Here is a 24,912-nt window from a genome sequence, read left to right as displayed (position 1 = left end):
CCCGCAGCGCCTCGAACTGCGGTCCAATTGCCATCTCTCCCTGTGACATCTCGACTTCTCCCGTGGCGACCTCGGGGGGCAGTTTTGCCTGTCGCCAGGGGGTCAATTTTCCTTGTCGCCCGACAGTTTCGCTCGATGTAGTCGCGGAGTGCCTGCGCACCCTCAGAGCCACCTTCAGCGGCACCCTTGCCGGACCTGTAGTTAGTTTCTGTCTCAAAACGCAAAGAAGCCCACAAGATATAGCTTAAATCGATGCTTTTGACCGAGCTTTCACTTGACATGTATGTGTGTTAAGTTGCGCACATATTGGCATGAAGAACGAGACGCCCTCTGATGTCGAGCGCTGGTTGTCTGGCCGAACCGCAGATGCTTGGCCGGCGTTACTCGGCTCGCTGAGTCTGCGGCGTAGCCCATGCATCCGCGAGAATTGCCCGGCGTGCCGGTCGGGCGAGCAACATCCCAGCTACATATTGTACGGCCGCGTGAAGGGACGTCGCTTCTCCGGAGGAGCTGGTGCCGCAAGTGCGACGCTGCCTGGATAATGGACGGGCGCTTCAGGAGCTGCTGTACGAAGCGGCGCCGCGCTACATCAAGGCGCTGAAGCGCGAACGCACGAAGGCGGCCAGCCGGTAGGGGAGCGCGAGCATGTCGCGAGTCGCCTCCTCGCAGCTGAGCTTCGCCGACTGGGAGCTGATGCAGCAGGGGCTGGAGCTGGAGCCCGTGCTGCAGGCGATCTCCGACTTTCTCGACGACAACGAGGGGTTGGTCGCGGCGATCGGCAGAGACCTGCGGCGAGGGTTGAGGAATCCCGATACGGGCCGTCGCGGGCTGGCGCCGAGAGAGGTGCTGCGCTCGCTGGTGCTGATGCGGGTCAAGAACTGGGATTATCGCGAGCTGCGCGAACGGATCGCCGATGGCTACACGTTGCGCCTGTTCACGGGGTTTCGCAGCCGGCCAGTGCCCAAGCACACCGCCTTCCATCGCGCCTTCGTACGGCTGACACCGGCGACACTGCGGGCGATCAACGAGCTCGTGGTCGAGGCGGCAGTCGATCTCGGGCTGGAGGACGGCGCGAAGCTGGGGATCGACACGACGGTGGTGCAGACCGACATTCACTATCCAACAGACGCCACGCTGCTGTGGGATAGCGTGCGCGTGCTGACACGCCTGCTTCGCCGGCTCGGCGCGCTGCGTGGTCGGCGCATCGCGGGGTTCCGCAACCGCACGCGCGCGGCGCGGCGGCGCATGCAGGCCTTGCAGCGCATGACCGCCAGGCAGCGGCTCGGGCAACAGACGGCCAAGTACGGCCAGCTCATCGCCATCGCCGAGGAAGTCGTAGCCTGCGCCCGCTCGGCGCTGGCGTCTGGCAAGGGCTCGTTCGACGACGTGGCGATCGCCGGGCTCCACGACGAGATTGGCCACTATTGCGGCTTGGCGGACAGTGTCATCGATCAGGCGCGTCGCCGCGTGCTCGGGGGCGAGCAGGTCCCCAATGACGAGAAGATCTACTCGATCTTCGAGCCGCACACCGACCTGATCCGGCGCGGCAAGGTGCGCACGCCGGTGGAGTTCGGTCATAAGGTTCTTCTCGCCGAGAGTGCCCGAGGCCTGATCACGCAATATCAGGTGCTCGAGGGCAATCCGCAGGACGAGCAGCATGTCGGCCATTCATTGGAGCGTCACAAGAAGACCTTCGGCCGTGCCCCCAAGCTGTACGGCGCGGATCGAGGCTTCTACAGCGAGCGAAACCTGACCCTGTGCGCACGCCGTGGCGTCGAGGTGATATGCATCCCGCAATCCGGCGGCAAGAAAGTCGCCGAGCGGGAGGCTTACGAGAGGACAGCCGCCTTCAAGCAAGGTCAGCGCTTCAGGGCTGGCATCGAGGGCCGCATCTCCGTGCTGTTCCGTGGACGCGGCATGAAGCGCTGCCTCGCCGAAGGCGTCGAGCGCTTCGAGATGCTGATTGGCGCGGCCGTGCTCGCCAACAATCTGATGAGCATCGCCTGCTGGCTCGGCAAGCCAGCCGTTCGACGCCGTCGCGCAGCTTGACAGCTCGCCAGCTCTGACAGCCGGCCGCGAACGATTCCGCCGCCGATCCGTCGGCGCGATGATCGACGAAAAATCCCGTAGAACCTGGCCTTTTCAGCCTCGATGCGCGTTCGCTGACGCCCGCGAACGTCGTTCAAATCCACCCGCCCTATCCGAAAAGTGGTGTTTCGAGACAGAAACTAGTTAGCTGTAGCAAGCGAAGCCCCGCGATTGAGAGACGCGAGCTGGGCGGCAATTGACGCCCCTTGTCCGCCTGACAACCGGTCCATGACCGCGATGAACAGCGTCATCGTCTCTGGTGGTTCTGCGCCATGCGGAGCAGGTGTGGCGCCCGAGGCATGAATGATCGCGAGTTGAAGGAAGCCAATCACGTAGGCGTCCGTGAAGATGACACTCGGAACGTGCCCCTTCTTCTTCAGGGGCAACAGCAGCTTCTCGATCGCGTCGACTGCCGAACCCACCTGCCTCCGAGAGCGGAAGTACCTGAACACGTTGGGCCACCCTCTGACCTACACAAACGCCTACCCGTCGACGCGGTAGCGTACTAACTCAATTCGTCGCGTTCGCTCAAGGTGCGGATTCCGGGGAGGCCGGCGGGCTAACCGCAAGCGCCAGTGTGACCGTAGCGCGGAGGCCCGGCACCGTCGGCCCGCGTTGACGGCGGCGTCTGCCAGAGGGACGGATCGCGCCCAGCGCGGAGATATCGGGTGTAATGTTCGCCATCGGCCGGCCTTCCCCTCTGCCCCTGCTACAACGCCCCGCCCATCCATTCGCCCGGCGGGCAGAAGAGCACGACCTCGCTCTCCTGCCGGTCGACGCAGGCAAAGGCGATGTCGCTCCAACTGACTACGGCCGAATAGAGCGCCGGCGCATCGTTCCTGACGCGCTTGCCTCTGGCGAAGCCGAGCGCGACATCTCGTCTGTCGTCCACGACGACCCTACTCGGTCGGCAGAGGCGTCCTGGCCGCGCCATACGATGACGTCTTCCGCCGGCAAGCCTTGCCAGAATGCCAGTGCAGCCGGTGGCATGTGCTTAGGATCGTGAATGTCTGCCAGCCGTTGGAATGCTCTTGCGTATGCGGCATGCGGTATCGCATCGAAGAGCGACCATTGAGCCATGACGGTCTGCCAGAACATCGCGCCGACCTTGCTTCGATCGTGGCGGCTGTTTTGCTCCAGCCAGTTCAGCAGCAGTCCAGCGCGGGCTTGGCTGCCGCCTGCATTCGGGCCGTGCAGCACTGGCGGCTTCAATGCAGCCGTCACCGCTTTCCCCTGCCCGTCGCCGTCGTCGAGCGAGCTTCTTTGAACCAGATCAGCATCCGCCGGAACGACTTGAAGGTTCTTTGAAGGTCGGGGCGACCGATCGGATATGCGATGTACTCGAATCGGCCGAGGCTGGCGTGATTGGGCGGGGCCGAGACGCGGCTATCGACTAGGACTGGCTGGGCCTTGAAAGCAGCGAGCGTCGACTTCGGTGGCACGCGGTTTCCGTCCACGTCGTAGCAGGCCCACGCCCCGGTAGGCGCGCTCTTCATCGGGGCGTCTTCCCCTTGCCCTTCGCGAGGCCCAGCTCAACCAGCCGGCGGATCAGTTCGGACCGGCTCACCTTGTCGGCGGCAGCGCGCCCGTCGAGCGCTGCAATCATCTCTGGCGGCAATCTGACCGCGACAAGCGGGTCTGTCCCCGTTGCGGGTCGCCCACGCTTTTTCCGTATAACTGTATTTGACGACGCCATATTGACGTTATACGTTAAAGGCGGGCTGAGCGGTAGAGGCAACTACACGCTCAGCCCTAACCGCAACCCCGTGCTTGGAGGGCACCGGATCATGGCTGTCTGTTCATCTACCACACCCGCCTGCGCCTCGGCGCAGCGCGACGACCTACGAACCATCGTCGAGCTCGACCGCCGGCGCGCCAGCGTCGGCATACACTACGCTAGCGACGTGACCAGGGCATCCCGCGTGATGGGCGCCTTGTGGCTCGCGCCCGATGCCGCCGAGAAGCTGGCGCGAGACATTCTGCAGGCCGTGCAGTCGTGGCGGGCCGATCAGGCCGTCACGGCATGGACCTCGATGCAGGAGGGCCGACGCCATGGATAACACCATCCCCGCCCGCATCCAGCCTGAGGGCGAGCAGCGCGCGGTGTTCCTCGTACAGGCCAACCCGTACCGGGGCGATTTCTCGATCATCTTCGCCAGCGGGCCGAACTGCACCGTCAGGGCCGAAGTCATCCTCACGCCCGATCAAGCCGAGCGCATCGCGCGCACCATCATCGCCGATCTTGAAGGCTGGGATGAGCAGGTCGCCAAGACGCGGGCAGCCATGGGGGGTGCGCCATGACGGCGGACAAGCCCACTGCCACCAGCGCCGACGCCGAGCCGCGATCTACGCCCTCGACGGCATCCTCGCCGCGCTCGATTGGCTCGACGAAGGCTGGCTCGACGACAAGGTGGACGTCGACCAGCTCAAGGCGGCCCGGACGAACCTGATCGCCGCTGGCAAGCTCTTGTGCGAGCGCACGGCCGAGCTGCTCTGACAAGCCCACGCAGCGCCGCGAACACCGAAGGCCCGGCCGGGAAAACTTGCCGGGCTTTTCATTGTGGTCTAAAGCTCGAAACGCAGCCCGACCATGATGGTGTGGACCTGGAGATTGGCTCTGTCGTACGTCAAGAACTCTGGAGGGCCTGACGGTGAAGTCAGCAACTGACCAACGAAACGCTGACCAAGGTCAAGATAGCGATACGTGACGTCGAGTGTGAGTCGAGGCGAAATCGGCACTCCGACGCCCGCGCCAGCCGTCCAAGCAAAGTTCGTCACCGTCGCACCGCTGAACGTGTTCGAGTATCGGCCGTTGTTGTAGTCGTTCTCGCCGCTGTTGGTGACGGTCGCAAAGCCAGCGCCGCCAAGAACGAAGGGTTGAATGTTGCCCGGCAATCGTCCGAAAAGACCGGCAAAGTCGAGATAGGCATTTGCTAAGCCAACCAGCGCACTGACACTCGCTTGAGCCGTATTCGACGAACTGCCGTTGAAGCTCCCGTTGAAAGCCATCGAGGGGATGTAGCCAATGGAGCCCTCGAAGCGCAGGAACGGGGCAAAACGGTATCCTGCTCCAACATCGAACATGACCCCGGGATCCAGCCTACCCCAGATCATAGTGTTGCCTAGTGAGGCGTTGTCCGCGCCCGGGGCGGTGTCGAATTCATTCGATGAGGTCCCTAGTGCGATACCGACGTCACCGCGCACATAAAAGCCAGTGGATTGCGCAGCGACTGGGCTCGCCAAGGCTGCGACCAACCCGGCAACCATTCCGATACGGATCAAACCTTGTCCTCCCCAACACATCAACCCAATGATGCCACACCCGAGAACGTTCTATCTGCCATTCTGCGTCGTCGACTGGGGAGAAATGACGCCCGTCGGCTTGTGGTCCAACGGGCGTCAGGACGCTAACCCAGTCTTGCCGCCGCGGAGAGGGAATCTCGGGCGACATTTGAAGCCGTACCATTGGCCGTCGATAGGTCAACGGCCAAACGCAAGGGCAGTCCTGCCACAGGTTGTGCCCCGAGGAGTGGTGTAGGTAGCTGGGGGTAAGTAGCCCGCCGCAGCGACCGCCAAGAGTCTGGCGGAGGCGGGCTACTTATCCCCAGCGGAGGTCACCGGCGATTTCGGGGTAAGGGTCGGGTTGCTGACACCAAACCTGCAACCGAGAGACCACCGATGACCGACGAGATGATGAACCTGCGGGCACTCGTGGAGAAGACCCCCGACAGTGATCTTTTGCGCGACATGATTGGCTTTGCCGCCGAGCGGCTGATGGAGCTGGAGGTCGGCGCGCTGATTGGCGCGGCGCCCGGTGAGAAGAGCGCTCGATCAGTCGGCCGAGCGCCGCGCGCTCCTCGCGGCGTCCGACATAGGGTGTGCGGCCATCCTCCACCGAGGTGTCAACGATGGCTTCTCCAGCCGGGCGCCAGGCGACTTCCCACAGCCGCCAGCGTTCGGCGAAGCCCTTCAACCGCACGCGCTTGTGGTCCCGGAAAGCCAGGTCCCTGGCCGCGCCGAGCACAGCCTTCAAGATGTCCGACACTAGGATCTGCTCGGCCGCGGCGCGGGCCATTATGCGTGCCGCGGCGTCGACGTTGCTGCCGAGCAGGTCGTTGCCCGAGCGGATCGCTTCGCCGGTGTGCAGGCCGATCCGCACCTTCACCGTCTCCCGGGGATGTGCCCGGTTGTGCGCCGCCAGGCCGCGCTGGATGTCGACCGCACACTCCACCGCCTTGCGAGCCGAATCGAAGGCGACCATGAAGCTGTCGCCGGTGGTCTTGATCTCCTGGCCGGCGTGCCGCGCGATCTCGGCCCGCACGATCGTCTCGTGGGCGCCCATGATGCGGTGCGCATCGGTCTCGCCGTAGCGCTGGCGCAGGTCGACCGAGCCGACGATGTCGGTGAACAGGATGGTCGCTGTCGTGGTCTCGGTCACGATGCGATTCCGGTTGGCCTCCGCAACGTGCCGCCTTCGGACAGTCCCCCGCTGCTCTTGTTATGGATCGTAGATCGGGCGCGCTGGCAACGCCAGCGCGCGCACCCCCCCGCCGGGTGGTCTTTCCGGTGATGGTCGAGGGAGATGGGCCGGAAGCTGGCAGCGTCGAGGCGAACTCTTCACTCTAAAAAGCGGCCCGCTGGGCCGCGTCTCCATGGCGCCGAGGCGGCGGGCGATCGGAAGTGCCCGTCAGTGCACCAGGCCGTACCGTTTCAGGCGGCACTCGATGAATTCAGCCGACACCCCGAACCGCTCGCCGAGCTCGATCAGCAGTCCATCGAAGCGCGCGAGGTCGAAAAACCTGTCGAGCACTGGCTCGCTACCACCACGGTCGCGCAACGTCAGGCCAAGGCCGATGGAACCACGCACCAGCGCGCGATGCAGCAACTCGCGCGGCACCAGCAACGCGCCCATGAACTCGTTGGCGCGGAACTCGCGCCAATCCATGCCGGCCTAGCCGCGCCTCGCCGACACCAGGTGCTGCTCGTTCGGGGTCACCAGCGCAAACGCCGGCTTGCCGGCCTGCCGGATCATCGATGGACCATCGAACAGCGCGCGCCCAAGCTCGTGTGCCAGTGTCGAGCGCTTGAGGTAGTCGCGATCGCCAATCACTGCGCCGTTCAAGCTAATCAGCACGGCTCCGGGCACTGCCGGATCGGCTTCTGTAACGCCCAGTGCCTCGCGACCACGACCATCGAAAACGGTTCGCTCGAAATCGAGATGGGTCGCATACTCGACGCCATTCACCCGCAGCTTCTGACCAGATCGCGTCAGGCGACCGAGATCGAGGCAGGGCATCTGCGGCCGCGGCGTGAGTTGGCGGCGTACCTGCTCTGCCACGCTCCAGATCTGGTGGGCCTTTATCGGCCGCGGGTCGTAGCTCGTGGCGTCATGCGGATAGGCGACATCGATGCTCACCGCTCGCCTCCGGCCGACTGCCGCCGATACGCTGCGATAACCTGCTGGGTGTGCACTCGCAGATCTGGCGGTAGTCGCCGCGCCGCGCCAAACAAATCGTCTGCCGGCACCCAGCGCGCGGGCAATCGACATCAGAAGGCGATCGGGGGGCGGATTCTCCCGCTCCCGTTCGATGCGCGAGAGATAGGCAATGGAGACATCGACCTTGCGCGCCACCTCGGTGAGCGTCGCGCCCTTCTCCTCGCGCACTCGACGAAGGTACTGACCGAACGCCATAGGGGCCCCTCCTCCGCTTGGCGACCTCACGCTATCGGGTCAACCCGCGCGGCATGTTGACTGGAGACGAGCTCGCCAAGCAGCTCGGCGTGTGCACAACGACCGTTCACCACCTGGGCCGCGCCAGCTTGTTGAAGCGCCACCTCTATGGCAACAACTACCGTTGTCTCTACGAACCCGTCAGCGATGTCGTTGTCATCAAAGGGGTCGGTGGGCGTTACGGCAGCAGGCCCCCTGCGCTTATCGCTGCTCCATCAACTGCACAAGGTGCAATATGAAGTCTTCACCTTGTCGCGCGGGCGGCGCACCCGCGCCGGCAGGATCGAGGTGCCGTAATGGGCCGCCATGTCCTGGTAGGTCCGGTTGATCCCCGGCTCGTAGCGGCAGGCCGCCGTGACCCCGGCCTTGAGATTGTCGCAGACAATCAGCTTCGGCACGCCGCCGAGGAAGGCGAGTGCATCGACATGAGCGCCGATCCAATCGGCCAGCCCTCGCTCCAGCGCGCCTCGGCAAAGGTGTAGTTCGAGGCCCCCAGCACCGCGACGAACACGTGAGCTGCGTGGATCTCCCCGGTCAGCCCTTCGATCACCGGCACCGTGTCGCCGGCGAAGTCGACGAACAGCTTCTCGCCGGCCACATGGGTCCGGCTCTGCGACCTCTATGGCGAGTGGAGCAAGGGTGTCACAGCGACGATGCGGCAGCGCAGGAAAAACGTTGAAAACAGGGACCCGTGAGGTGGGGTCGTCGGTTGCATCTACAACTGAGGCTCGGAACGTCTGTCACATCTAGACTGGGTGAAGCATAACACGAGCGGGGAGGACGATCGCCATCTTCCGGGCGGACGGCGTCGATCTCGGCGCCTGGCGCGGGCCGGCATGGCGCTCGCGTCGGCGGGCGAGGCAACGGCATGAATGGGCGCGGTTCGGTTCGATGCGGCCAGCGGCAAAGGGCTAGGCCAGGATGAGGGGGGCGAAGGTCTTGACGAGTTGTGCCTCGCAATTGAAGCTCGCGAGGCGTAGACGGTGATTAGAGCCGAGGAATTGCTGCAGCTTGCCAAGTCGAAACGCGACAACGCCGTACGGGCCCGCCGCCTGGCGAAGATGCTGTCGGCACTATCCGACCACGACAACCTCTTGGAATATGCCGCCGAGCTCGAGAGGGATGCGCAAGAATTGGAGCTGGAGGCTCAAAGCCGCTCATAGAGCGATCGCCGCCATGCCCCCCTACGGCATGCTTGCGGGCCCCGCTCTCATTCCTCAGAATATGCCCCAATGTCATTGCGGCGGCAGCCTCCATTCGCGGATAAGTTACGTTTGCGCGCTGCAACAATCTTAGCAAGGGCCATCTTTTCAGCGACGTCGCGGTAGCTCCTGACGGCTCTGTCGCGCGTTCCTTCCCAGACGGCAAGAGGCGTCCTGACCCGACGACGCCAGAGGGTGGATATGCCGCTGTTGATTCGAGGCAACACATACCCAGGCATCGTTTCAGTCGTGCAGTTTGTCCGATGGTCAACCTTGCTCGCAAAACTCGTTGCAAGTACCTTGATTGAACTAACTGAATGAAGGGAGATCCGATGAAAAAAGCATTGGTTGCAGCTGCTGCTTTGGCCGCCGTCCTGCCTTCTTCCGGTCAGGCACAAAACCTCCAGTATGAAGGTTTCTACATTAGCGCCGAGGGCGGGTTGAACTGGATGTTCAACACCACGATCAACTTTCCGAACTTCGGCGGACTGGTGAACGTTTATCCGAACACCGGTTGGTTGGTCGGTGGGGCGATCGGCTATGATTTCGTCGGTCCACGCGTCGAGATCGAGGGCGTCTATCGCAGCAACGACGGCACGTTGCAGCTCGCTCCGGTCGGTTTCCAGAACGTGTCCGCCGGGTTCAACAACCAGCAGACGGCGATCATGGCGAACGCCTTCTACGACTTCTTGGCGGGCGGACCGATTGTGCCGTACATCGGCGCCGGCCTTGGCATTGCCTTCGTTAATGCGTCTGCCGTGGGCGGGTACTCCAGCAGCACCAACTTTGCCTATCAAGGCATGGTCGGCGTGGGCTGGAACATCGATCCGCAGTTCCGCCTGAACCTCGAGGGGCGGTACTACGGAACAACGAGCCCGACGGTGAACAATCCCTTTGTCGGTGGCGTGACGTTCAACAACAACAACATTAGCCTCATGGCGAGTCTGGCGTTCCGGTTTGGCGCTCCCGTGGCTGCGCCCCCGCCGCCTCCTCCGCCGGCAGTGGCGCCTCCGTCCTACATGGTGTTCTTTGATTGGGACCGCGCCAACCTGTCGGCCCAGGCGCTTGCGACTATCAAGCAGGCCGCCGACGCCTACAAGACGCGCGGCAACGCCCGCATCACGGCGACCGGCCACACCGACACGTCGGGCCCGGAAGCCTACAACATGGCGCTGTCGCTGCGTCGTGCCAACGCCGTGAAGGACGCTCTGGTCCGCGAGGGTGTGCCGGCGACGGCGATCTCGGTGATCGGCCGCGGCGAACAGGGCCTGCTGGTGCAGACCGGCGACGGCGTGCGCGAGCCGCAGAACCGCCGCGTCGAGATCGTCATCCAGTAAGACTGCCCCGCGAGGGCTATGGGGACGGCCGGGTTCAGCCCGGCCGTTTCTTTGGGCGCCGACGAGAGGAAACTCAAGCCGACTGCCCGGGCAATCGCGCCGGCTCATGGACATGCCCCTGGACGCGCCCTCGGCAGCCGGGACATTGGAGCGCATAGCCAGGCCGGAACGTCACGCTCCAGGGCGGCTCGTCGATCGGCTGCGCCTTCGCCTCCCAGATGCTCAACCACCCGACCCATGAACGCTTGATCGCCTTCGGCTTGCACGGCATGGCCAAGGCATTCGAGGAGCAGCGCCGGCAGCCCGACATCGCCGTGAACTGGACCCGTTTTTTGGGACCAGTCGGTTAGTTGGAGACAGAGCTGTTCCGTACTACTAGACGGAGCAGACCATGAACCAGAGAACGAGACGTAAGATCGATGCCCAGCGATGGTCTAATTCACCAAGCGCTTGGGCGCGGGTCCGCTCTCGGCGGAAGGCGCCGGCTTGACGACCCACTCGGCCTTGGCGACCTCCAACTCGAGCATGTGGATGATGCGCTGCAGGTCGGGACGACTCATCACCCCCGCCGCCTGGCCGCCCCGCTCGCCGATCAGGGCGATGCGCAGCGTCTCACCCATGTCCTTGAGGGCAACTGTCACCGCGAGCTCGGCGGTTGTGGCATTCATCCGCAGCACGCTGTCATCGGTCTTGCTCATGGCCGGCGCGGTCTTCGCGACTGCCACCTCGCGCTCGAACGCCGCCAGATCCCCACGGTACTCGGCGGGAGCCTGCTTGGCGACCTTCGACGTCGCCGCGAGCGCGGCGGGAAGTCGACCCAACAGCTGCAGGATCAACCGCCGGGTCAACCAGTACGACCAGGAATTGAGACCGCCCGGGTTGATGACCGCGAGAACGCGATCCTGCGCAGAGTCGTAGGCCAAGGCGATGGCATTGATCGTGCGCATGGGCGTCTGGCTCCCTGCATCCCTAGTTTGCAGTGCCCCCCTGTTGCTTGGCAGCCACCGCGGCAGCGTGGTCACGCATCTTCTTGTCGAGCTCCTGCATGGCATTGGCCAATGACTGGAGGATTGGGCCGGTCACGTTGCCGGGAATGACGATGGTGCCGGAAGCGCGCTGCTCCCCGTTAGGTCCCGCAGACAGGCAGTCGATGCGTACGATGCCATTGTGAAACACGATATCCTTGATGCCGTCGACCATGATTATGGACATTTAGTTCTTTCCTTTCGCAGTCATCCATCAGATGACTTCGGACGCGGCTTCTTGTAGTCGAAACAATGCGCTTCGTCATCCGCAAATGGCCCTACCCCAAGACATCGGGCTATGGCGCGCGGCATCCACCAAGTATTGGGATTTGGCGGTCCGACCGCGCATGAGCAGAGGCACGCGACGCTCAGGTAGTGGCAACGCTCACCGAGGGGCTGTCGTTGCACCGCAGCGGCCAGCTGTCGCGCGCCCGCACCCTCCTCTGGCTGAGGTCTTCCTAGAACTGCAGGGTATCGTTGTCGGTGCCGGACAGGATGTCCAACAGAGTGCGGCTGCCGGTGGGAAGGTTCCGGCGAACCACCTCGAGCTGGGCTAGGCGTTCCAGGCGCGGCATGGAGAGGAGCTGGGCGTAAGCGACGGCCAGAGCTCCGGCCTTGCGCAGCTTCAGAAAGGCCGCATCGTCGAGCGCCGTTAGCAGTGACTCGTCAATGCGGAACACGCCTCCGATCGGGGCAACCCCCTTGGCCGCCTTCAGCGGCCAGGGTGCCAGCAGGGCCGCCTCCGCGAGCGCGTCCGTCGCGAGCTGCGTAACCTGCCGGCTCCTTTCCAGCGCCGTGAGGAACGTCACCATCTCGCGGACTGACTGCGCAGGCGTGCCGTCGGCCTCGAACAGCGCCTTGCCGCCTGGATCGTCGCCGATCGCGCCGCTCGCCTCGTCGACGCACACGGTCAACTTGGGTTCAGTGCCTGGGGACTCGCCGGTGCGCAGCAGCGCCTTGAACGGGTAGCAACGAAAGTACGCCGGAACGTAATCGCCGGCGACCCATCTGCCGTCCGGACCGATGAACAGGTTCGTCCCGGCATTGCGTGACAGCAGTGCGACCAGCTGGAACTTCTCCCCCCGCTTGACGAAGCCCATCGGCATGCTGGCCGCAACCATGCCCAGCTCCAGCCCAACGGCGGGCACGACGGTCTCCGCGGCGGCGAAGGCGTACGTCTCAGGCGGCGTCCAGGTCTTCGCCATATGCTGCTTGCGGCTGAGGGGGACGTAGCGTGCCATTGCCATGGTTCCCTTCTGCAACTTCTTTCACCAAAAGAAAACCCCGCCCTCCGAAGAGGGCGGGGCATGGTCTCATGCGTTCGCCTAGCCGATATCGGTGAAGGCGAGATTGTTCGCACCGAAGGCCTGGTAATCGGCGAACGTCATGCTCACCGTTCCCACGATGTCGATATCGCTGCTGGCGTTGATCACATCGTCAAATGGGATCACCGCGAATTGCGATTCAGCCCTGAACAAGAGCATCTGGCTGTTCGTGGTATCGTACATCGCCATGAGGAAGTCGTCGAAAGCGTCGTCGACCACAATAAACCCGAGACCCATGGCTAGCTCGAAAGCGTCTTCGGCGTTGTTGGCCCCCGTGGGGACACCGGCGCTGAACTTGATGAAGTTGAAGTTCGTAGCCGCTCCGTTGAAATCGACAATCGTGCCGCCGACGTAATCGATGACAACGACCTCGTCTCCCGCTGCCACCGAAAATCCAGTGTCCGTGTAGTTGAGGCCGATGTTGTTGACATCGAGATCAATCACGTCATCGGTAACGTCGAACCCATTGATGTGATGGTAGTCATCGCCATCCAGGAAGCCTGTATCATCAGTAGTGATCTCCAGGAACCGGACGGTGTCACTGCCGCCGGCACTGAGGTTGATCAGATCATTCCACGGGAACCCAGGCCCGACATCGGAAGCAGTCGTGATCACGACCAGATCGTCGCCCGAACCGGTGTTCACGACCTGGTTTTCGGTGCCGAGGCGGACCACCAAGTCTCCGGTCATTGCAGACGCGTCGACCAGACCGTTCTCCTCATCGTAACTTCCGTTCGCCGCGCTCCCGTTGCCGTTCGCACCAAGCCAAAGGTTGCCCTCGCCGGAGATCTGGACATTGGACTCGATGTCGTTGGCCCCCGCGATCCGCGCAAACTCATCGACAGCGCCATGCACCGTGAGGAGCAAGGCCTCGATCTTCTCGAACGGCGCCAGAGCATCGAACGGGACGATGAGGTCACCGTCGATGTCCGAGCCATTCCGGATCTCGAGGCTGACCGTGTCCAGCACCCCGTTCGGATCTGCATGGGACAGTGTCAGGTCGCCGATGTCGGCATTGCCGGGGCGATCGTCGACGTCATAAACGACGAGGTCCGCATTCGTCAGATTGCTGACCTCGACGTTGAAACCGTCATAGTCGCCGAACAACTGCAGCACGGTCGCCGATCCGGACAGGCTCATGTTGACCGTGAGATCGTCATCCAGTTCGTCGTCGTTTCCACTGATCGGATCGTCCGTGATGTGACGGATGGTCTGCACGTTCACGATGTTCGGGCCAACGCCCGCACCGAGAAGCGCGCCCCCTTCCGACTGCAGCTCGAGTACGTTCTCTCCGGCGCCGCCGTCGACCGAGTCATCAGTGTCGAAGCTGGTGGTGCCGCCAATCCCGGCGTTGGCCTCGAAGCTGAAGGTGTCGTCGCCGTCGCCACCGGTGAAGGTTGCATTGGTGTCTTCGCCGGCGATCAGGAGGTCATCGCCATCGCTGCCGCTAACCAGGGCATTCCCGACGTTGTCGACCACGATCTCGTCGTCACCCGAGCCACTGCGGACCTCGATGTCGCCGGTTCCCGTCACCGTCGTGAACAGATCGCCGGTGAAGCTCTCGGCGTCGATGAGCTCCAGCACATCGGCGTCCCAGGTGGAAAAGAAGTCGTCATCATTGATGTCGAGGTCGGCGTCGCCGGTGATGTTGACGGTATGGACCGTGCCGGTGGCGCTGCCATAAACGTCGACCCAGCTCGGAAGAGTGCTGCTATCGATGTTGAGGACCTCGTAGCCACCCTCCGTGGCGTCGAGGTCGATACCGATCGGGTTGATGCCTCCGCCGATCCAACCGACATTGCTCAAATTGATGGCCAGCGCGTCGTCGATATTCTCGAGTCCGCCGACGTGGTTCACCTCGAACTCGCTGAAGAATGCCAGCGGATTCTGCACGACGTCGCGGATGTCGAGCAGATCCAGGGCGGTCGAAAGATTGTCGATCTGGGCGCCGTTCGCCAGCCCGCGGAAGGTGATGGTGTCGACCGCATTGGCATTGGCAAGGTCGAGGATCGGGCTGAAGATGCCGACGCCCAGCGCCACGCCAGGCGCCGTGAGATTGATCCGCTGGATGTTGGCCAGCAGCTGCGGGGCCGTGAAGAAGTTCACCAGCTGCGCATTCAGAACGTTGCGACCGCCACCGCCGTCGAGCGTGTCGACGTCGTTGAGCGTCTGGACCGGCAACCCCCCGCTCTGCTGGGCCGACGCATTGAACACGTCGCTAGCAGCACCGCCGACGAAGTGGTCAGCATCGGGGGTCAGGGTGAAGGTCTCGGCGAAGCTGTCGATGACGAGCTGGTCGACATTGGCCTTGGCGAGCGCCACCGCGTTGGGGGAGAGCCAGAAGGCTCTGTCGCCGTCGAGGGCGTGGCTGGCGTTGCCGAGCTCCTCGGCGGCGGTCCAGGGAACGTCGCCGTTCAGCGCGTACTGCTCAGCATAGTACACCGAAACCTCGATCTTGCGGTCGAGGACGATCTTGTCATCGCCCTGGGCGCCTTGCTCGATGGCGAGGATCATCTGGCCCGGCGGGAAGCCGTTGAGGAGCTGGTCGGTCCAGAAGGCGAGGCCGGGCGCATCGGGAGCGCGCTCGAAGACGTTCTGGTAGATCTCGGTGATGAAGGCTTGGATGAGAGGGATCGAACCGAGGTTCGGCGCTGCCAGAAAGGCGTAGGTCGCCGTCGACTCGGGCTGCGTCGCGAAATCGTCGGCGATCGCGGCCAAGCTCAATCCGCCGTTGGCCGCCCCGATCCAGAAGTTCAGACCGTCGGGGTCAGCCCCACGATTGTAATAGCCTACGTAAAGACCAGCAATGTCTTGCTTGATAGCCATTATTCCTTCCTTTCTCTGTGAAGTTACCGCCGCTTTCCAATCGAGCGCCGACTGTAGAGCGTTGTCGCGCCCCAATTCGGATCTAGCTCATGGCAACTGATAGACCACATTTCATCGGTATGCAACTTGCTTTACGCAAAGTTTATTGGGTCATTTAATTACCGTGAAGGTGGCATTTGATGGGGCCAACAGCCAAATTATTGTCGCTTCCCGCCAGGCGCAAAGCACCGCTCCTAGCAGCCTGTCGGACTTGAGCCCGAGCGGGGATTTAGTGTTTACTATCACAGGTTGAATATCGATCTGGAAGGTATCGCCCTGTGAGCAATTTCCGCGAGTTCGACCGGCAAGCCGTGTTTCTCCTGCCGCCTTCGGTCGACGAATGGCTGCCGCAGCGGCATCTGGCGCGGTTCGTGGTCGAGGTCATCGACGGATTGGATCTGACGTCCATGGAGAAGTCCTATCGCGGCTCGGGTTCGGCGTCGTATCACCCCAGCATGTTGCTCGGGCTGTTGATTTATGGCTACGCCACAGGCGTGTTCTCGGGCCGCAAGCTGGAGCGGGCGAGCCATGATTCGGTGGCGTTCCGCTTCATCGCTGCCCACAGCCATCCCAATCACGACACCATCGCCAACTTCCGGCGGCGCTTCCTGCCTGAGATCGAGGCGCTGTTCGTGCAGGTGCTGATTCTGCCTCGCGAGATAGGCATGCTGAAGCTGGGCACGGTGGCGCTCGACGGCACCAAGGTACACGCCAATGCCAGTCGGCACAGCGCGCTGTCGTGGGACCATGCCAACAAGCTCGAGGAGCAGCTCAAGGCCGAGGTCGCCGAACTGATTGCGCTGGCCGAGGCGGCCGACCAGGCCGATGTGCCCGACGGCATGTCGGTGCCGCAAGAGCTGGCGCGACGCGAAGACCGCCTGGCCCGCCTTGCCGCGGCCAAGGCGGCGATCGCGGCGCGGGCTGCCGAGCGTCTGGCGCGCGAGCAGGCCGAGCACGCTGCCAGGATGCAAGCCCGTGAGGAGAAGGAGAAGGCGACGGGCAGAAAGCCGGGCGGCAAGCCCCCGGCGCCACCCCAGCCCGGCCCGCTGCCGGACAACCAGATCAACCTGACCGATGCCGACTCGCGCATCATGCCGGTGGCGGGCGGCGGCTTCGAGCAAGCCTACAATGCACAAGCTGCCGTGGCCGCAGGCTCGATGCTGGTGGTCAGCCACGACGTCGTGCAGGCCGCCAACGACAAGAACCAGATCGTGCCGATGCTCAACAGGCTGGCAAAGCTGCCCGACGCGCTGGGAGTGCCCGACACCCTGCTGGCCGACAGCGGCTACTTCAGCGCCGCCAACGTCGAGGCCTGTGCTGCCGCCAACATCCAACCCATGATCGCCGCGGCGCGCGAGTACCATCATCCGTCCTGGCAACAGCGCTTCGCGCAGGCCCCACCCGCGCCCGACCAGCCGACGCCGCTCGACGCCATGCACCACCGCTTGGCAACACCCGAAGGCAAGAAGCTCTATGGCCTGCGCAAGCAGACCCCGGAACCGGTGTTCGGCATCATCAAGTCGGTCATGGGCTTCCGGCAATTCTCGATGCGAGGCCTCCAGCAGGCCAAAGGCGAGTGGAGCCTCGTCACAATGGCATGGAATCTCAAGCGGATGTTCACCCTCGCACACGCCTGACCCGGAAAACATCACCGAACAACAACCACCGATTGTGGTCCCATGATCTCCACTCTTTCACAAGCACCCAGTCAACTACCTATCAACCTCAGTCCGACAGGCTGCTAGGCTGAGGACATCGCTTACGATCACCGCGCGTGCACGTCTGCCACCACTTCGACGAACCAGACCGTAAGGGCTATTCTGCCGTATCGCAAGACGACGATGAACGGTGCGAGCGCTCTTGCCGCCACCATCAAGCGCAGCAAGGCCTTGCGCAAGCCGGGTTGCTCGACGCTCGCCCCCTTGCGCCAAGCCATCGATGGATCGGCACTCTTGGCTCGCCATCGAGGGGCTGACCTTCTATCTTTAGAAGCTAGACGGACAGTTCGCCTACCTATCCCTTCCATTCACATGAAGAGAACAACGATCTCGTGACTTCGACACCTTTCTTGAGGGAATATCGGCCGAATCCTGCGCACCGGTTGGAAGTCTTCCTGCCCCCTCCCCCAGATGCCGACCCATCATCCGCTACGCTTCCCGCGCGCCCACCGGAGCAAAGGACCATGCCGCTGCACCGAATCCGCAACTTTTTTTCGGCGTTGCTCGGTATTTCTGGCACGCAGGCCGAAACGAAGGAAAATCGTCAACGATTGACTACCGCCGCGGCAGATATCGACCGAATGGATAAGCGGATCAGCGATCTTGCACGCGATATCGAGGGACAACGCCGAGACGCTGTCCAACGCCGAGATGTTGCCCAAGACATCGACACGCTACGGCGAAACTTCGACGAGCACGTAGCGACGCTTCAGGGCTTGCTCGAAAATCTGCGGCGAGAGGTCATCCGACTCAGAGCAGCGAACAGTCAATTTTCACGCGCCTACTCCGACCTGACGCGCCGCGTGGATGCAGCGTTTTATCGGCTTTTGCCGAAGGCTCAGGCTGCGGCGCAGGATAAGAGCGTCCTGCTTGCGGCCGACGCGGCATCGCGTGTCACCGGGGTCGACGGCCTCGAAGCCTTGCTCACGTCATTCTACAACACACTGCAGGATCGCTATCGCGGCTCGCGCGAGGAAATCAAGAGGCGGCTGCAGAAGTATCTGCCCGATGTCCATGCTGTCGTGGCTTCAACGCGCAAGCCTGTGCTGGACCTAGGAGCGGGGCGCGGAGAATGGCTGGAGCTGCTGGCCGGGGAGGGGCTGGCCGCGGAAGGTGTGGATTCCAACCCCATTCAGATCGGCGAAGCGGCCGAGTGGAACATCGTCGTCCACAATGACGATTTCCGAGCGTTCTTGTCGAAGTGCGCGCCCGGCAGCTTCGCAGTGATCTCCGCCTTCCAATTAGTCGAGCATCTCCCCTTCGACACTCTGATGTGGCTAGCGCGAGAGGCCATGCGGGTGTTGGCACCCGGGGGGCTCCTTCTCATCGAAACCCCCAACCCGAGGAACGTGCTCGTCGGCGCGACGACGTTCCATGCCGATCCCACACACATCAAGCCGTTGCCGCCAGAGGTGCTGGAAACGCTCTTAGAAAGCGTCGGCTACCATCCTGTCGACGTGCGTTTCGTGCACCCACACGAGAAGCTGGAAGTATTCCTCCACGAAAGGCGGGTCGACGCGGAAATCGCGTACCTCCTGTTCGGCGCACAGGACACCACGGTGCTAGCGCACAAACCCGCCCTGTGCCCCGACACTACCGTTTAACGCCTTCCGACTGGTCCATTATGCGCATTGGAATCGCAACCGTCCAAGTACCCTTCATTCGAGGCGGCGCGGAACGTCATTCGTACAATCTATGCACGGCCCTGCAATCGTACGGCCACGAAGCCACGGAAATCCGGATACCGTTCAAGTGGTATCCGACGCAAACGCTCGTCGATCACGTGCTAGCCGCAAAGCTAATCGACATCGGCGAGTCAAACGGTACGCCGATTGATCTTCTCATCGGGCTCAAATTTCCAGCCTACCTGCTGCGGCACCCGAACAAAGTGTTCTGGATCCTACATCAGCACCGTCAGGCCTACGACTTGTGGGATCTCGGCCTCTCCGAGCTACTCGGCGAACCCGACGGTCTTGCCGTGCGCGAATTCATCCGGGCAGAGGACCAAGACGCCTTCGAGAACAGCGAGGGCCGGCTATTCACGAACTCGGCCAACGTGTCCAAGCGGCTCATGAGGTATCTTCGAACAGCGTCGTCACCGCTCTACCATCCGCCTCCCTACGCAGACCTGCTGCACGCCGACAGTTTCTCGGACTACATCTTCGCCCCCAGCCGCATCGGCAGCTCGAAGCGGCAAAAGCTGCTAATCGAGGCTTTGGCCCGAACACGCTCGCGCATCAGACTCGTGTTCGCCGGCCAGCCCGACGTGCCAGGGTACGATCGCAGCCTGCACGACCATGCGGGCCAGCTCGGCGTGGCCGATCGCCTCACATGGTTGGGGCCCATTCCCGATTCCGAGATGGCCGATCACTATGCCAAGGCGCGCGGCGTTGCCTTCGTCCCGATTGACGAGGACTATGGCTATGTCACGCTCGAAGCGATGTTGTCTCGCCGCCCCGTCGTCACGACGACCGATTCTGGAGGTCCGCTCGAGTTCATCCGACATCGTCAGGAAGGCCTCGTCGTCGCCCCCGACGCGACAGCCCTAGCTGCGGCGTTCGACGAGCTGGCCGACGACGCCAGGCTCGCTGAACGGATGGGTGCTGCGGGATTCGAACGCTACTCGGCGCTGAACATCAACTGGACCCGCGTGGTAGAGGCACTGACGGGAACTGCGACCGCCACGACGACGTCGATCGCCAAGTCGGTGCCTACTCCCGAGGGCATGCCCACCGTCAGCTTCTGCACTGAGAATGAGAGCATCGACAGCCCCTCGCTCGACATGGCCGCCGCACGCAAGCACTTCTCGGTTCCCGAGCCTGGACCGGTCAAGCCGGCCTTTGCACAGTTCCCTGACCTCTATGCTGCCTACGATCTCCGCCTCTACGGCTCCGTGAAGCAGCTTACATCCTATTACGGGACGCACTGGCAGCGTTACCTGGCGACGCTGAGCTTTCTGCCGGCACGATCCCGCCTGCGGTGCCTGGATATCGGCGTCTTCCCGCCATTCGTCTTCGCGTCGCTCGTGAAGGCATCGCTGCCTGACGCAGAAATCAGCGCCGTGTGGGAAGGACCAGACTACCGAGCCAAGACGATCAGCCGATCGTCCAACGCACCTTCCTTCGATATCGACGTACGTCATGCCAATGTCGAAACGCAATCACTGCCCTTCGCCGACGGCGCGTTCGACGTCGTCTTCGCTCTGGAAATCCTCGAGCATCTGGCCATCGATCCCTTGTTCTTTTTCCAGCAGATTTCACGGGTCCTGAAACCGTCAGGCCTGCTGGTGTTGAGCACTCCCAACATCGCCAGCCATCGCGGGGTCGCCAAAGTCCTGCGCAACGAGGCACCCTATTCGTTCGGCCTGTTTGTGCCGACAGGCGGCGTCTACGGACGACATAACCGGGAATACACAGCAGGCGAAGTGGCCCAGCTGGGGAAGGCAGCCGGCTTCGAGTGCGAACGGCTGATCACCGCCGACGTCTACGACGACTTTGTGGATGCCGATGCCCTACGTGTGCTGATCGAGAGAAAGGACGCGCTCCAGCTTCGCGGCGAAACCATCTTCTATGCCGCTCGGCGCGGCAACAGGATCGGCACGGACATTCCGGACAACCTCTTCGTCGGCGATCCTAACCAGCTGGATGGATACATAGCGGTCGAACGATACGACGCAGCCACCGGACTCGGCGTGTTCTCCATCGCAAATCGGTCGCGAGCGCCCTGGCTTGCAACCGGTGACCAGAGGCTTTCACTGTATGTCGACTGGTTCGACAATCAGGGAACCCTTAGACACGACGGCCTCCAATTGCCGCTCGAGGAGCCAGTGATGCCAGGAGGGCTCACGCGCGTGCCCTTTGCCTTCGGCCCGGTCTCTATCGACGGCCAACGCTCGGGCATGGAAGGTGAAGCTCGTGTCGAAATCTTCCAGATTGGCTCCGGTCGCCTTCGCGGTGCCGGGCGGGCAAACCTGGTGCGGGTGCCGTGCTCCGAGCAGGCATATCTTCAACTGCGCGAGCGCATGCGCCATGATGCGTAGCGCCGGCCCGGATGCGATATCTTTCGATGAGCTCGATCGGCCCTTGATTCATTGGGTATCTCCGCTCCCCCCGTTGCCAACAGATATTGCGCACTACACGCGACGAATCCTGCCATCACTCGCTGAGCTGGCCGATGTCGTGCTCTGGACGCACCAGGACGAGTGGAACGATGACCTGCGAGATTTTGCCGAAGTAAGGCGCTTCGACCCGCTCGCGACTCATCCCATGCCGCTGGCTAGCCTGCCGTCCACCAGCGGTACACAGGGCGCCATCTTTTTCAACATTGGCAACTCCTGGATTTTCCATCAGGACATATATGCTCTGTCCCGACGGGTGCCCGGCGTCGTCGTCATCCATGACCTCGTCCTGCAGGAGTTCTTCCGCGACATGGTCCACAACAAGTTCCTCGCACCAACCTCTTACATAGCCACCATGCAGCGCCATTACGGAGAGGACGCCAGGGCGACGGCGGAGAGCGTGTGCGCATGCGGGCAATTGACTCAGGATATTCTTGAGCGCTTTCCCATGTTTGAAGGCGCCATCGAGCACTCGGTTGCCGCCCTCGTGCACACGGAGGCGGGATTCGACTCCATAGCGTCGCGCGGGTTCGTTCCAACGTACGGCCTGAACCTACCCTTCGCAGTTGGCCTGCCAGTCAGTGCACGACGTAGCGAGACTGGACCACTCAAGTTGCTTCAATTCGGTCATATCGGCCCTAACCGGCGCCTGCTGCAGATCCTCGAGGCCTTGGGGGAAGTGAAGGACCGGATGGAATTCTGCTTCGAGATTTGCGGCTCGGTATGGGATCGAGAGCTGGTTGAACGGAGAATCGAGGCTCTTGGGCTCTCATCCCGCGTAAGATTGCGCGGCTTTGTTTCCGAGCCTGAACTCGATGCCGCCATTGCCCAAGCCCATCTTGTATTCAACCTTCGCTTCCCGACCATGGGTGAAGCGTCGGGTAGCCAGTTGCGAATCTGGAACCAGGCCGGCCTCAGCGTCGTCAGTCGAGTTGGCTGGTACGCTACGTTGCCAGAAGAATGTGTAGTCAAGATCAGTGTCGAGAACGAACGTCGGGACTTAATGGACCTCTTGGGTTCAATTGCGTCAGATCGGACACGGTTTCTTGGCCGCGGCGAGTCAGGACGCACCATGGTAGAATGCCAGCATAACACCAGCGCCTATGCCGCTGGGATCGTCGAGATTGCCAGAAGGTTTCGGCGCGACGCTCGAGATCATCTGCTCATGGAGGCCGGCATACGAATGCTCCGAAACCAAGCAACAGACCTTATGCGTAGCGCACTTCGATCAACCATCGTGCAAAGCATATTCTCGAATCCTAAGCCAGCGAGCTGAAACTAAGATCTGTTTTTTGTCGACGAGGGACGTTGAGAGATTCGACCATAGGTAGTATTTCCAACGGCCTCAGCGGCCGTGAGTGGGTGTGATCGGAGTTTTCTGCACCGCTCGACGTGCTGCAGGCAGACTCCACCCGTCACGTCGCCGCCGACTGCTCCAAACTCATCAGGCGACGGATATTGTAGGTGAGGTTCTGGAGCCCGATCTTGATCTTCGCACGAACGATGCCGATCGTGCGCACCAGGCGTCCGCCCGGCGCATTCTCCTGCGCGCCGAACACGTGCTCGATGCGAGCGCGCACCTTGCTCTTGGCCGTGTTGGCCGCCACCTCCGCCTCGGTCAGCGGACGATTGCGCCGGCCTCGCTTGTGAATGCGGCTGCGCAAGCCCCGCGCCTTCAAGTGCCGCTCCGTGTCGGCCGAGCGATAGGCGCTGTCGGCGTAGACGTCGTTGGACGTGTTCGCCTTGTTCAGCAGCTCTTCGAGCTTCTGGCTGTCGTGCACGCTGGCGTCGCTCACCGTGTAGTCGCGGATCAGCTTGTGCCGTGCGTCGGCGTTCACGTGGTTCTTGTAGCCGAAGTAGCTCCGCTCATGCTTCTTCGTCCAGCGCGCATCCTTGTCCTTCTGCCGGTTCTTCGCCGGATGCTTCTGCCACTCCTCGGGGATGGTGCCAGCCTTGACCTGATCGTTCTCCTCCCGGCTGTTGCGCTGACGCGGCACCGGCACGATCGTCGCATCGATCATCTGGCCGCCCCGCGCAAGGTAGCCCTTCGCCTCGAGATGCTGGTCAAATCGCTTGAACAGCTTCGCCAGCAGGTCTGCCTTCGCCAGCTTCTCGCGGAACAGCCACAGCGTCGTGCCGTCCGGGATCCTGTTCTCCAGGCCCAGCCCGAGAAAGCGCGTGAACGAAAGCCGGTCGCGAACCTGATATTCCACCTGCTCGTCCGACAGGTTGTACAACGACTGCAGCACCAGCATTCGGAACAGCACCAGCACATCGATCGGCTTGCGACCCGCCGGGCTCTTCCGCGACTCGTCCGGCGTCACGGCCACAGCCTCGATATCGGCGCGAAACGCTTCCCAGGGAACCAAAGCCGAAATGCTGACCAGGGGATCGCCCTTGGCAGACAGTGCCGCAAGCCGGCGGTCCGCATCGAAGAAACCCATCTGTGACATCGCGACTCTCGGCGATCCCATGTTCATGGCATTGGGGGAGTCACACAGCGTGCTGGTGGTCAGCCCTCCGACGCAGTGCGAGTCGATGGAGGCGCTGGGCTCGACCGCCGATCGTTATGAGTCCATCTTGTCTCTGGTGATGGACAATGGTCTGGCGACCAACAGCTTTCGTGCTGGCAGATGGCCACGTGACCAAGTGCGCTATCATTGTGTGGAAGCCCTGCCTGGCTTCGCCGATGGCGAGCCCAGGCCCCGGACGGCATATCTCCTCACGCCGCGCGGCTTGGCGCGCAGGTCCGTTTTCGCGTGCCGGCTGGTTTGTCGGCCTTCGGCCACATGAATCTTTCATTGTTCGAACGCGGGTCGGGCAAGGCGACGACCTGCCTGGAGTCACTGCTGTTTGGACCGGCGCCCGGCACCGACCCGAGCACGACAATGGAGATCGCCTTTGGCAAGCCCCTTTCTGTTCGGCGGCTGGGCACTGCCCGAGCCTTGGGGCGTCTGGAGTCAGGCTGGGAAGGTCTCGCTCCGATTTCCCCGGCCGCTTCTCGGCTTGGGGCCGGTCACGGTCGAGTTTGATGTCGATGTCTTTCTGGCACCAAAGCATGGGGTGGAGCGTCAGCGAATCGTCATCCGGGCGAACGGCACTCGGCTTGAGGAGTACAGCCTCGCCCGCGCCGGACGTCTCAAGGTGACGATTCACGAGGGCATTCTCGAGCGCGATGCCCATTGGCTGATCCTGGACTTGGACCTTCCCGACCGCGTCTCGCCCAATGCACTTGGGTTGAGCGGGGACCGTCGCGACCTCGCGCTGGGCCTGAAATCGGTCGTCCTTCAACGGCATCTCAGGCCGCGCCTTCCCTGAAGCAGCCTATGGCGGCCGGCCCCTATGGACTGTGCCGGCGGACCTGACCGTAGTTTTACCGCTCCTTGAAGGCGCGCGCGAAGTTGTTGGAGATCGGCGCGGCGATGTACTGCAGCGCCGTGCGCTCGCCGCGGTTGATCAGCACCTCGACCGGCATGCCGGTGTGCATCTTGACCTCGCCGAGCT

Annotated in this window: 24 protein-coding genes and 3 pseudogenes; 13 read left to right on the top strand and 14 right to left on the bottom strand. The window is 62.7% G+C overall.

What is annotated here, in order from left to right:
* Positions 1-645: 645 nt before the first annotated feature.
* Positions 646-2,049, top strand: coding sequence for an ISNCY family transposase (locus tag AB7O82_RS24400; RefSeq protein ID WP_428620361.1), 1,404 nt, complete (start codon positions 646-648; stop codon positions 2,047-2,049).
* A 179-nt stretch (positions 2,050-2,228) separates the two neighbouring features.
* On the opposite strand, the gene AB7O82_RS24395 is transcribed toward AB7O82_RS24400, so the two are convergent.
* Complete coding sequence (locus AB7O82_RS24395; RefSeq protein ID WP_428554281.1) at positions 2,229-2,510, bottom strand: hypothetical protein; 282 nt, start codon at positions 2,508-2,510, stop codon at positions 2,229-2,231.
* A 287-nt stretch (positions 2,511-2,797) separates the two neighbouring features.
* Positions 2,798-2,980 (bottom strand): hypothetical protein, encoded by a 183-nt coding sequence (locus AB7O82_RS24390; protein ID WP_428554278.1) that lies wholly within the window; start codon positions 2,978-2,980, stop codon positions 2,798-2,800.
* 152 nt (positions 2,981-3,132) lie between these two features.
* Between AB7O82_RS24390 and AB7O82_RS24385 the strand changes: the two genes are divergently transcribed.
* The gene (locus AB7O82_RS24385) at positions 3,133-3,396 is read left to right on the top strand and encodes a hypothetical protein (protein WP_428554276.1); all 264 of its coding nucleotides are present in this window, start codon (positions 3,133-3,135) and stop codon (positions 3,394-3,396) included.
* A 184-nt stretch (positions 3,397-3,580) separates the two neighbouring features.
* Here AB7O82_RS24385 and AB7O82_RS24380 read toward each other — a convergent pair whose 3' ends face one another.
* Entirely contained in the window at positions 3,581-3,784 is a 204-nt protein-coding gene (locus AB7O82_RS24380; protein WP_428554273.1) for a ribbon-helix-helix domain-containing protein, read from the bottom strand.
* A gap of 91 nt (positions 3,785-3,875) precedes the next feature.
* On the opposite strand from AB7O82_RS24380, the gene AB7O82_RS24375 reads away from it, so the two are divergent.
* The 3 genes from AB7O82_RS24375 to AB7O82_RS24365 are packed head-to-tail and all read left to right on the top strand — an operon-like array spanning position 3,876 to position 4,585.
* A complete protein-coding gene (locus tag AB7O82_RS24375; RefSeq protein ID WP_428554270.1) occupies positions 3,876-4,148 on the top strand; it encodes a hypothetical protein in 273 nt (90 codons plus the stop codon).
* On the top strand, positions 4,141-4,389 hold the full coding sequence (locus tag AB7O82_RS24370) for a hypothetical protein (RefSeq protein WP_428554268.1): 249 nt from the start codon (positions 4,141-4,143) through the stop codon (positions 4,387-4,389). Before AB7O82_RS24375 ends, AB7O82_RS24370 begins: the two co-directional genes overlap by 8 nt.
* Positions 4,379-4,585: a hypothetical protein gene (locus tag AB7O82_RS24365; protein WP_428554265.1), complete on the top strand. Its 207-nt coding sequence runs from the start codon at positions 4,379-4,381 to the stop codon at positions 4,583-4,585. The genes AB7O82_RS24370 and AB7O82_RS24365 overlap by 11 nt, the downstream gene beginning before the upstream one ends.
* Positions 4,586-4,653: 68 nt before the next feature.
* Here AB7O82_RS24365 and AB7O82_RS24360 read toward each other — a convergent pair whose 3' ends face one another.
* The gene (locus tag AB7O82_RS24360; protein WP_428554262.1) at positions 4,654-5,370 is read right to left on the bottom strand and encodes an outer membrane protein; all 717 of its coding nucleotides are present in this window, start codon (positions 5,368-5,370) and stop codon (positions 4,654-4,656) included.
* Between the two features lie 396 nt (positions 5,371-5,766).
* On the opposite strand from AB7O82_RS24360, the pseudogene AB7O82_RS24355 reads away from it, so the two are divergent.
* Positions 5,767-5,916 (top strand): annotated as a pseudogene (locus tag AB7O82_RS24355) (IS256 family transposase); the annotation flags it as partial.
* Positions 5,917-6,064: 148 nt separating this feature from the next.
* On the opposite strand, the pseudogene AB7O82_RS24350 reads toward AB7O82_RS24355, so the two are convergent.
* The 4 genes and pseudogenes from AB7O82_RS24350 to AB7O82_RS24335 all read right to left on the bottom strand — a co-directional run.
* Positions 6,065-6,526: pseudogene (locus tag AB7O82_RS24350) on the bottom strand (adenylate/guanylate cyclase domain-containing protein); the annotation flags it as partial.
* 249 nt (positions 6,527-6,775) lie between these two features.
* Positions 6,776-7,033 (bottom strand): ImmA/IrrE family metallo-endopeptidase, encoded by a 258-nt coding sequence (locus tag AB7O82_RS24345; RefSeq protein WP_428554259.1) that lies wholly within the window; start codon positions 7,031-7,033, stop codon positions 6,776-6,778.
* 6 nt (positions 7,034-7,039) lie between these two features.
* Positions 7,040-7,780, bottom strand: a complete 741-nt coding sequence (locus tag AB7O82_RS24340; protein ID WP_428554256.1) for a helix-turn-helix domain-containing protein — start codon at positions 7,778-7,780, stop codon at positions 7,040-7,042.
* Between the two features lie 281 nt (positions 7,781-8,061).
* Positions 8,062-8,420 (bottom strand): annotated as a pseudogene (locus AB7O82_RS24335) (DDE-type integrase/transposase/recombinase); the annotation flags it as partial.
* A 400-nt stretch (positions 8,421-8,820) separates the two neighbouring features.
* Between AB7O82_RS24335 and AB7O82_RS24330 the strand changes: the two are divergent.
* Complete coding sequence (locus tag AB7O82_RS24330; protein ID WP_428620360.1) at positions 8,821-8,982, top strand: hypothetical protein; 162 nt, start codon at positions 8,821-8,823, stop codon at positions 8,980-8,982.
* A gap of 371 nt (positions 8,983-9,353) precedes the next feature.
* The gene (locus AB7O82_RS24325) at positions 9,354-10,358 is read left to right on the top strand and encodes an OmpA family protein (protein ID WP_428620358.1); all 1,005 of its coding nucleotides are present in this window, start codon (positions 9,354-9,356) and stop codon (positions 10,356-10,358) included.
* Between the two features lie 434 nt (positions 10,359-10,792).
* Here the strand turns inward: AB7O82_RS24325 and AB7O82_RS24320 are convergent, their stop codons facing one another.
* The 4 genes from AB7O82_RS24320 to AB7O82_RS24305 all read right to left on the bottom strand — a co-directional run bounded on the left by AB7O82_RS24320 (position 10,793) and on the right by AB7O82_RS24305 (position 15,534).
* Entirely contained in the window at positions 10,793-11,305 is a 513-nt protein-coding gene (locus tag AB7O82_RS24320) for a hypothetical protein (protein WP_428620356.1), read from the bottom strand.
* A 22-nt stretch (positions 11,306-11,327) separates the two neighbouring features.
* Positions 11,328-11,570: a hypothetical protein gene (locus AB7O82_RS24315; protein WP_428620355.1), complete on the bottom strand. Its 243-nt coding sequence runs from the start codon at positions 11,568-11,570 to the stop codon at positions 11,328-11,330.
* 271 nt (positions 11,571-11,841) lie between these two features.
* The gene (locus AB7O82_RS24310; RefSeq protein WP_428620353.1) at positions 11,842-12,624 is read right to left on the bottom strand and encodes a SapC family protein; all 783 of its coding nucleotides are present in this window, start codon (positions 12,622-12,624) and stop codon (positions 11,842-11,844) included.
* A gap of 84 nt (positions 12,625-12,708) precedes the next feature.
* Positions 12,709-15,534, bottom strand: a complete 2,826-nt coding sequence (locus tag AB7O82_RS24305; protein WP_428620352.1) for a DUF4214 domain-containing protein — start codon at positions 15,532-15,534, stop codon at positions 12,709-12,711.
* Positions 15,535-15,851: 317 nt separating this feature from the next.
* Between AB7O82_RS24305 and AB7O82_RS24300 the strand changes: the two genes are divergently transcribed.
* Entirely contained in the window at positions 15,852-17,210 is a 1,359-nt protein-coding gene (locus tag AB7O82_RS24300) for an IS1182 family transposase (RefSeq protein WP_428620350.1), read from the top strand.
* 128 nt (positions 17,211-17,338) lie between these two features.
* On the opposite strand, the gene AB7O82_RS24295 is transcribed toward AB7O82_RS24300, so the two are convergent.
* Complete coding sequence (locus tag AB7O82_RS24295; protein WP_428620348.1) at positions 17,339-17,509, bottom strand: hypothetical protein; 171 nt, start codon at positions 17,507-17,509, stop codon at positions 17,339-17,341.
* 246 nt (positions 17,510-17,755) lie between these two features.
* Between AB7O82_RS24295 and AB7O82_RS24290 the strand changes: the two genes are divergently transcribed.
* From AB7O82_RS24290 to AB7O82_RS24280, 3 genes are read left to right on the top strand one after another with little or no spacing between them, the layout of a single operon-like run.
* On the top strand, positions 17,756-18,895 hold the full coding sequence (locus AB7O82_RS24290) for a methyltransferase domain-containing protein (protein WP_428620346.1): 1,140 nt from the start codon (positions 17,756-17,758) through the stop codon (positions 18,893-18,895).
* Positions 18,896-18,915: 20 nt separating this feature from the next.
* Positions 18,916-21,330, top strand: coding sequence for a glycosyltransferase (locus AB7O82_RS24285; protein WP_428620345.1), 2,415 nt, complete (start codon positions 18,916-18,918; stop codon positions 21,328-21,330).
* On the top strand, positions 21,320-22,684 hold the full coding sequence (locus AB7O82_RS24280) for a hypothetical protein (RefSeq protein WP_428620344.1): 1,365 nt from the start codon (positions 21,320-21,322) through the stop codon (positions 22,682-22,684). Before AB7O82_RS24285 ends, AB7O82_RS24280 begins: the two co-directional genes overlap by 11 nt.
* 139 nt (positions 22,685-22,823) lie before the next feature.
* Here AB7O82_RS24280 and AB7O82_RS24275 read toward each other — a convergent pair whose 3' ends face one another.
* Positions 22,824-23,861, bottom strand: coding sequence for an IS5 family transposase (locus AB7O82_RS24275; protein ID WP_428620343.1), 1,038 nt, complete (start codon positions 23,859-23,861; stop codon positions 22,824-22,826).
* Positions 23,862-24,309: 448 nt separating this feature from the next.
* On the opposite strand from AB7O82_RS24275, the gene AB7O82_RS24270 reads away from it, so the two are divergent.
* The gene (locus AB7O82_RS24270) at positions 24,310-24,726 is read left to right on the top strand and encodes a hypothetical protein (protein ID WP_428620341.1); all 417 of its coding nucleotides are present in this window, start codon (positions 24,310-24,312) and stop codon (positions 24,724-24,726) included.
* Positions 24,727-24,912 lie beyond the last annotated feature (186 nt).

The organism is Reyranella sp. (assembly GCF_050185545.1).
Classification (GTDB): Bacteria; Pseudomonadota; Alphaproteobacteria; order Reyranellales; family Reyranellaceae; genus Reyranella.
Note: the sequence above shows the minus strand (reverse complement) of the source record. Positions and strands in the feature narration are given on the sequence as shown.

What these genes read in the sequence shown, in the direction of transcription:
- AB7O82_RS24305 (WP_428620352.1), bottom strand. Translation starts at nt 15,534, where the DNA reads ATGGCTATCAAGCAAGACATTGCTGGTCTTTACGTAGGCTATTACAAT.
- AB7O82_RS24400 (WP_428620361.1), top strand. Translation starts at nt 646, where the DNA reads ATGTCGCGAGTCGCCTCCTCGCAGCTGAGCTTCGCCGACTGGGAGCTG.
- AB7O82_RS24345 (WP_428554259.1), bottom strand. Translation starts at nt 7,033, where the DNA reads ATGGATTGGCGCGAGTTCCGCGCCAACGAGTTCATGGGCGCGTTGCTG.
- AB7O82_RS24275 (WP_428620343.1), bottom strand. Translation starts at nt 23,861, where the DNA reads ATGTCACAGATGGGTTTCTTCGATGCGGACCGCCGGCTTGCGGCACTG.
- AB7O82_RS24315 (WP_428620355.1), bottom strand. Translation starts at nt 11,570, where the DNA reads ATGTCCATAATCATGGTCGACGGCATCAAGGATATCGTGTTTCACAAT.
- AB7O82_RS24310 (WP_428620353.1), bottom strand. Translation starts at nt 12,624, where the DNA reads ATGGCACGCTACGTCCCCCTCAGCCGCAAGCAGCATATGGCGAAGACC.
- AB7O82_RS24285 (WP_428620345.1), top strand. Translation starts at nt 18,916, where the DNA reads ATGCGCATTGGAATCGCAACCGTCCAAGTACCCTTCATTCGAGGCGGC.
- AB7O82_RS24375 (WP_428554270.1), top strand. Translation starts at nt 3,876, where the DNA reads ATGGCTGTCTGTTCATCTACCACACCCGCCTGCGCCTCGGCGCAGCGC.
- AB7O82_RS24340 (WP_428554256.1), bottom strand. Translation starts at nt 7,780, where the DNA reads ATGGCGTTCGGTCAGTACCTTCGTCGAGTGCGCGAGGAGAAGGGCGCG.
- AB7O82_RS24280 (WP_428620344.1), top strand. Translation starts at nt 21,320, where the DNA reads ATGATGCGTAGCGCCGGCCCGGATGCGATATCTTTCGATGAGCTCGAT.
- AB7O82_RS24325 (WP_428620358.1), top strand. Translation starts at nt 9,354, where the DNA reads ATGAAAAAAGCATTGGTTGCAGCTGCTGCTTTGGCCGCCGTCCTGCCT.
- AB7O82_RS24290 (WP_428620346.1), top strand. Translation starts at nt 17,756, where the DNA reads ATGCCGCTGCACCGAATCCGCAACTTTTTTTCGGCGTTGCTCGGTATT.
- AB7O82_RS24385 (WP_428554276.1), top strand. Translation starts at nt 3,133, where the DNA reads ATGCGGTATCGCATCGAAGAGCGACCATTGAGCCATGACGGTCTGCCA.
- AB7O82_RS24320 (WP_428620356.1), bottom strand. Translation starts at nt 11,305, where the DNA reads ATGCGCACGATCAATGCCATCGCCTTGGCCTACGACTCTGCGCAGGAT.
- AB7O82_RS24380 (WP_428554273.1), bottom strand. Translation starts at nt 3,784, where the DNA reads ATGGCGTCGTCAAATACAGTTATACGGAAAAAGCGTGGGCGACCCGCA.
- AB7O82_RS24295 (WP_428620348.1), bottom strand. Translation starts at nt 17,509, where the DNA reads ATGGCTTGGCGCAAGGGGGCGAGCGTCGAGCAACCCGGCTTGCGCAAG.
- AB7O82_RS24370 (WP_428554268.1), top strand. Translation starts at nt 4,141, where the DNA reads ATGGATAACACCATCCCCGCCCGCATCCAGCCTGAGGGCGAGCAGCGC.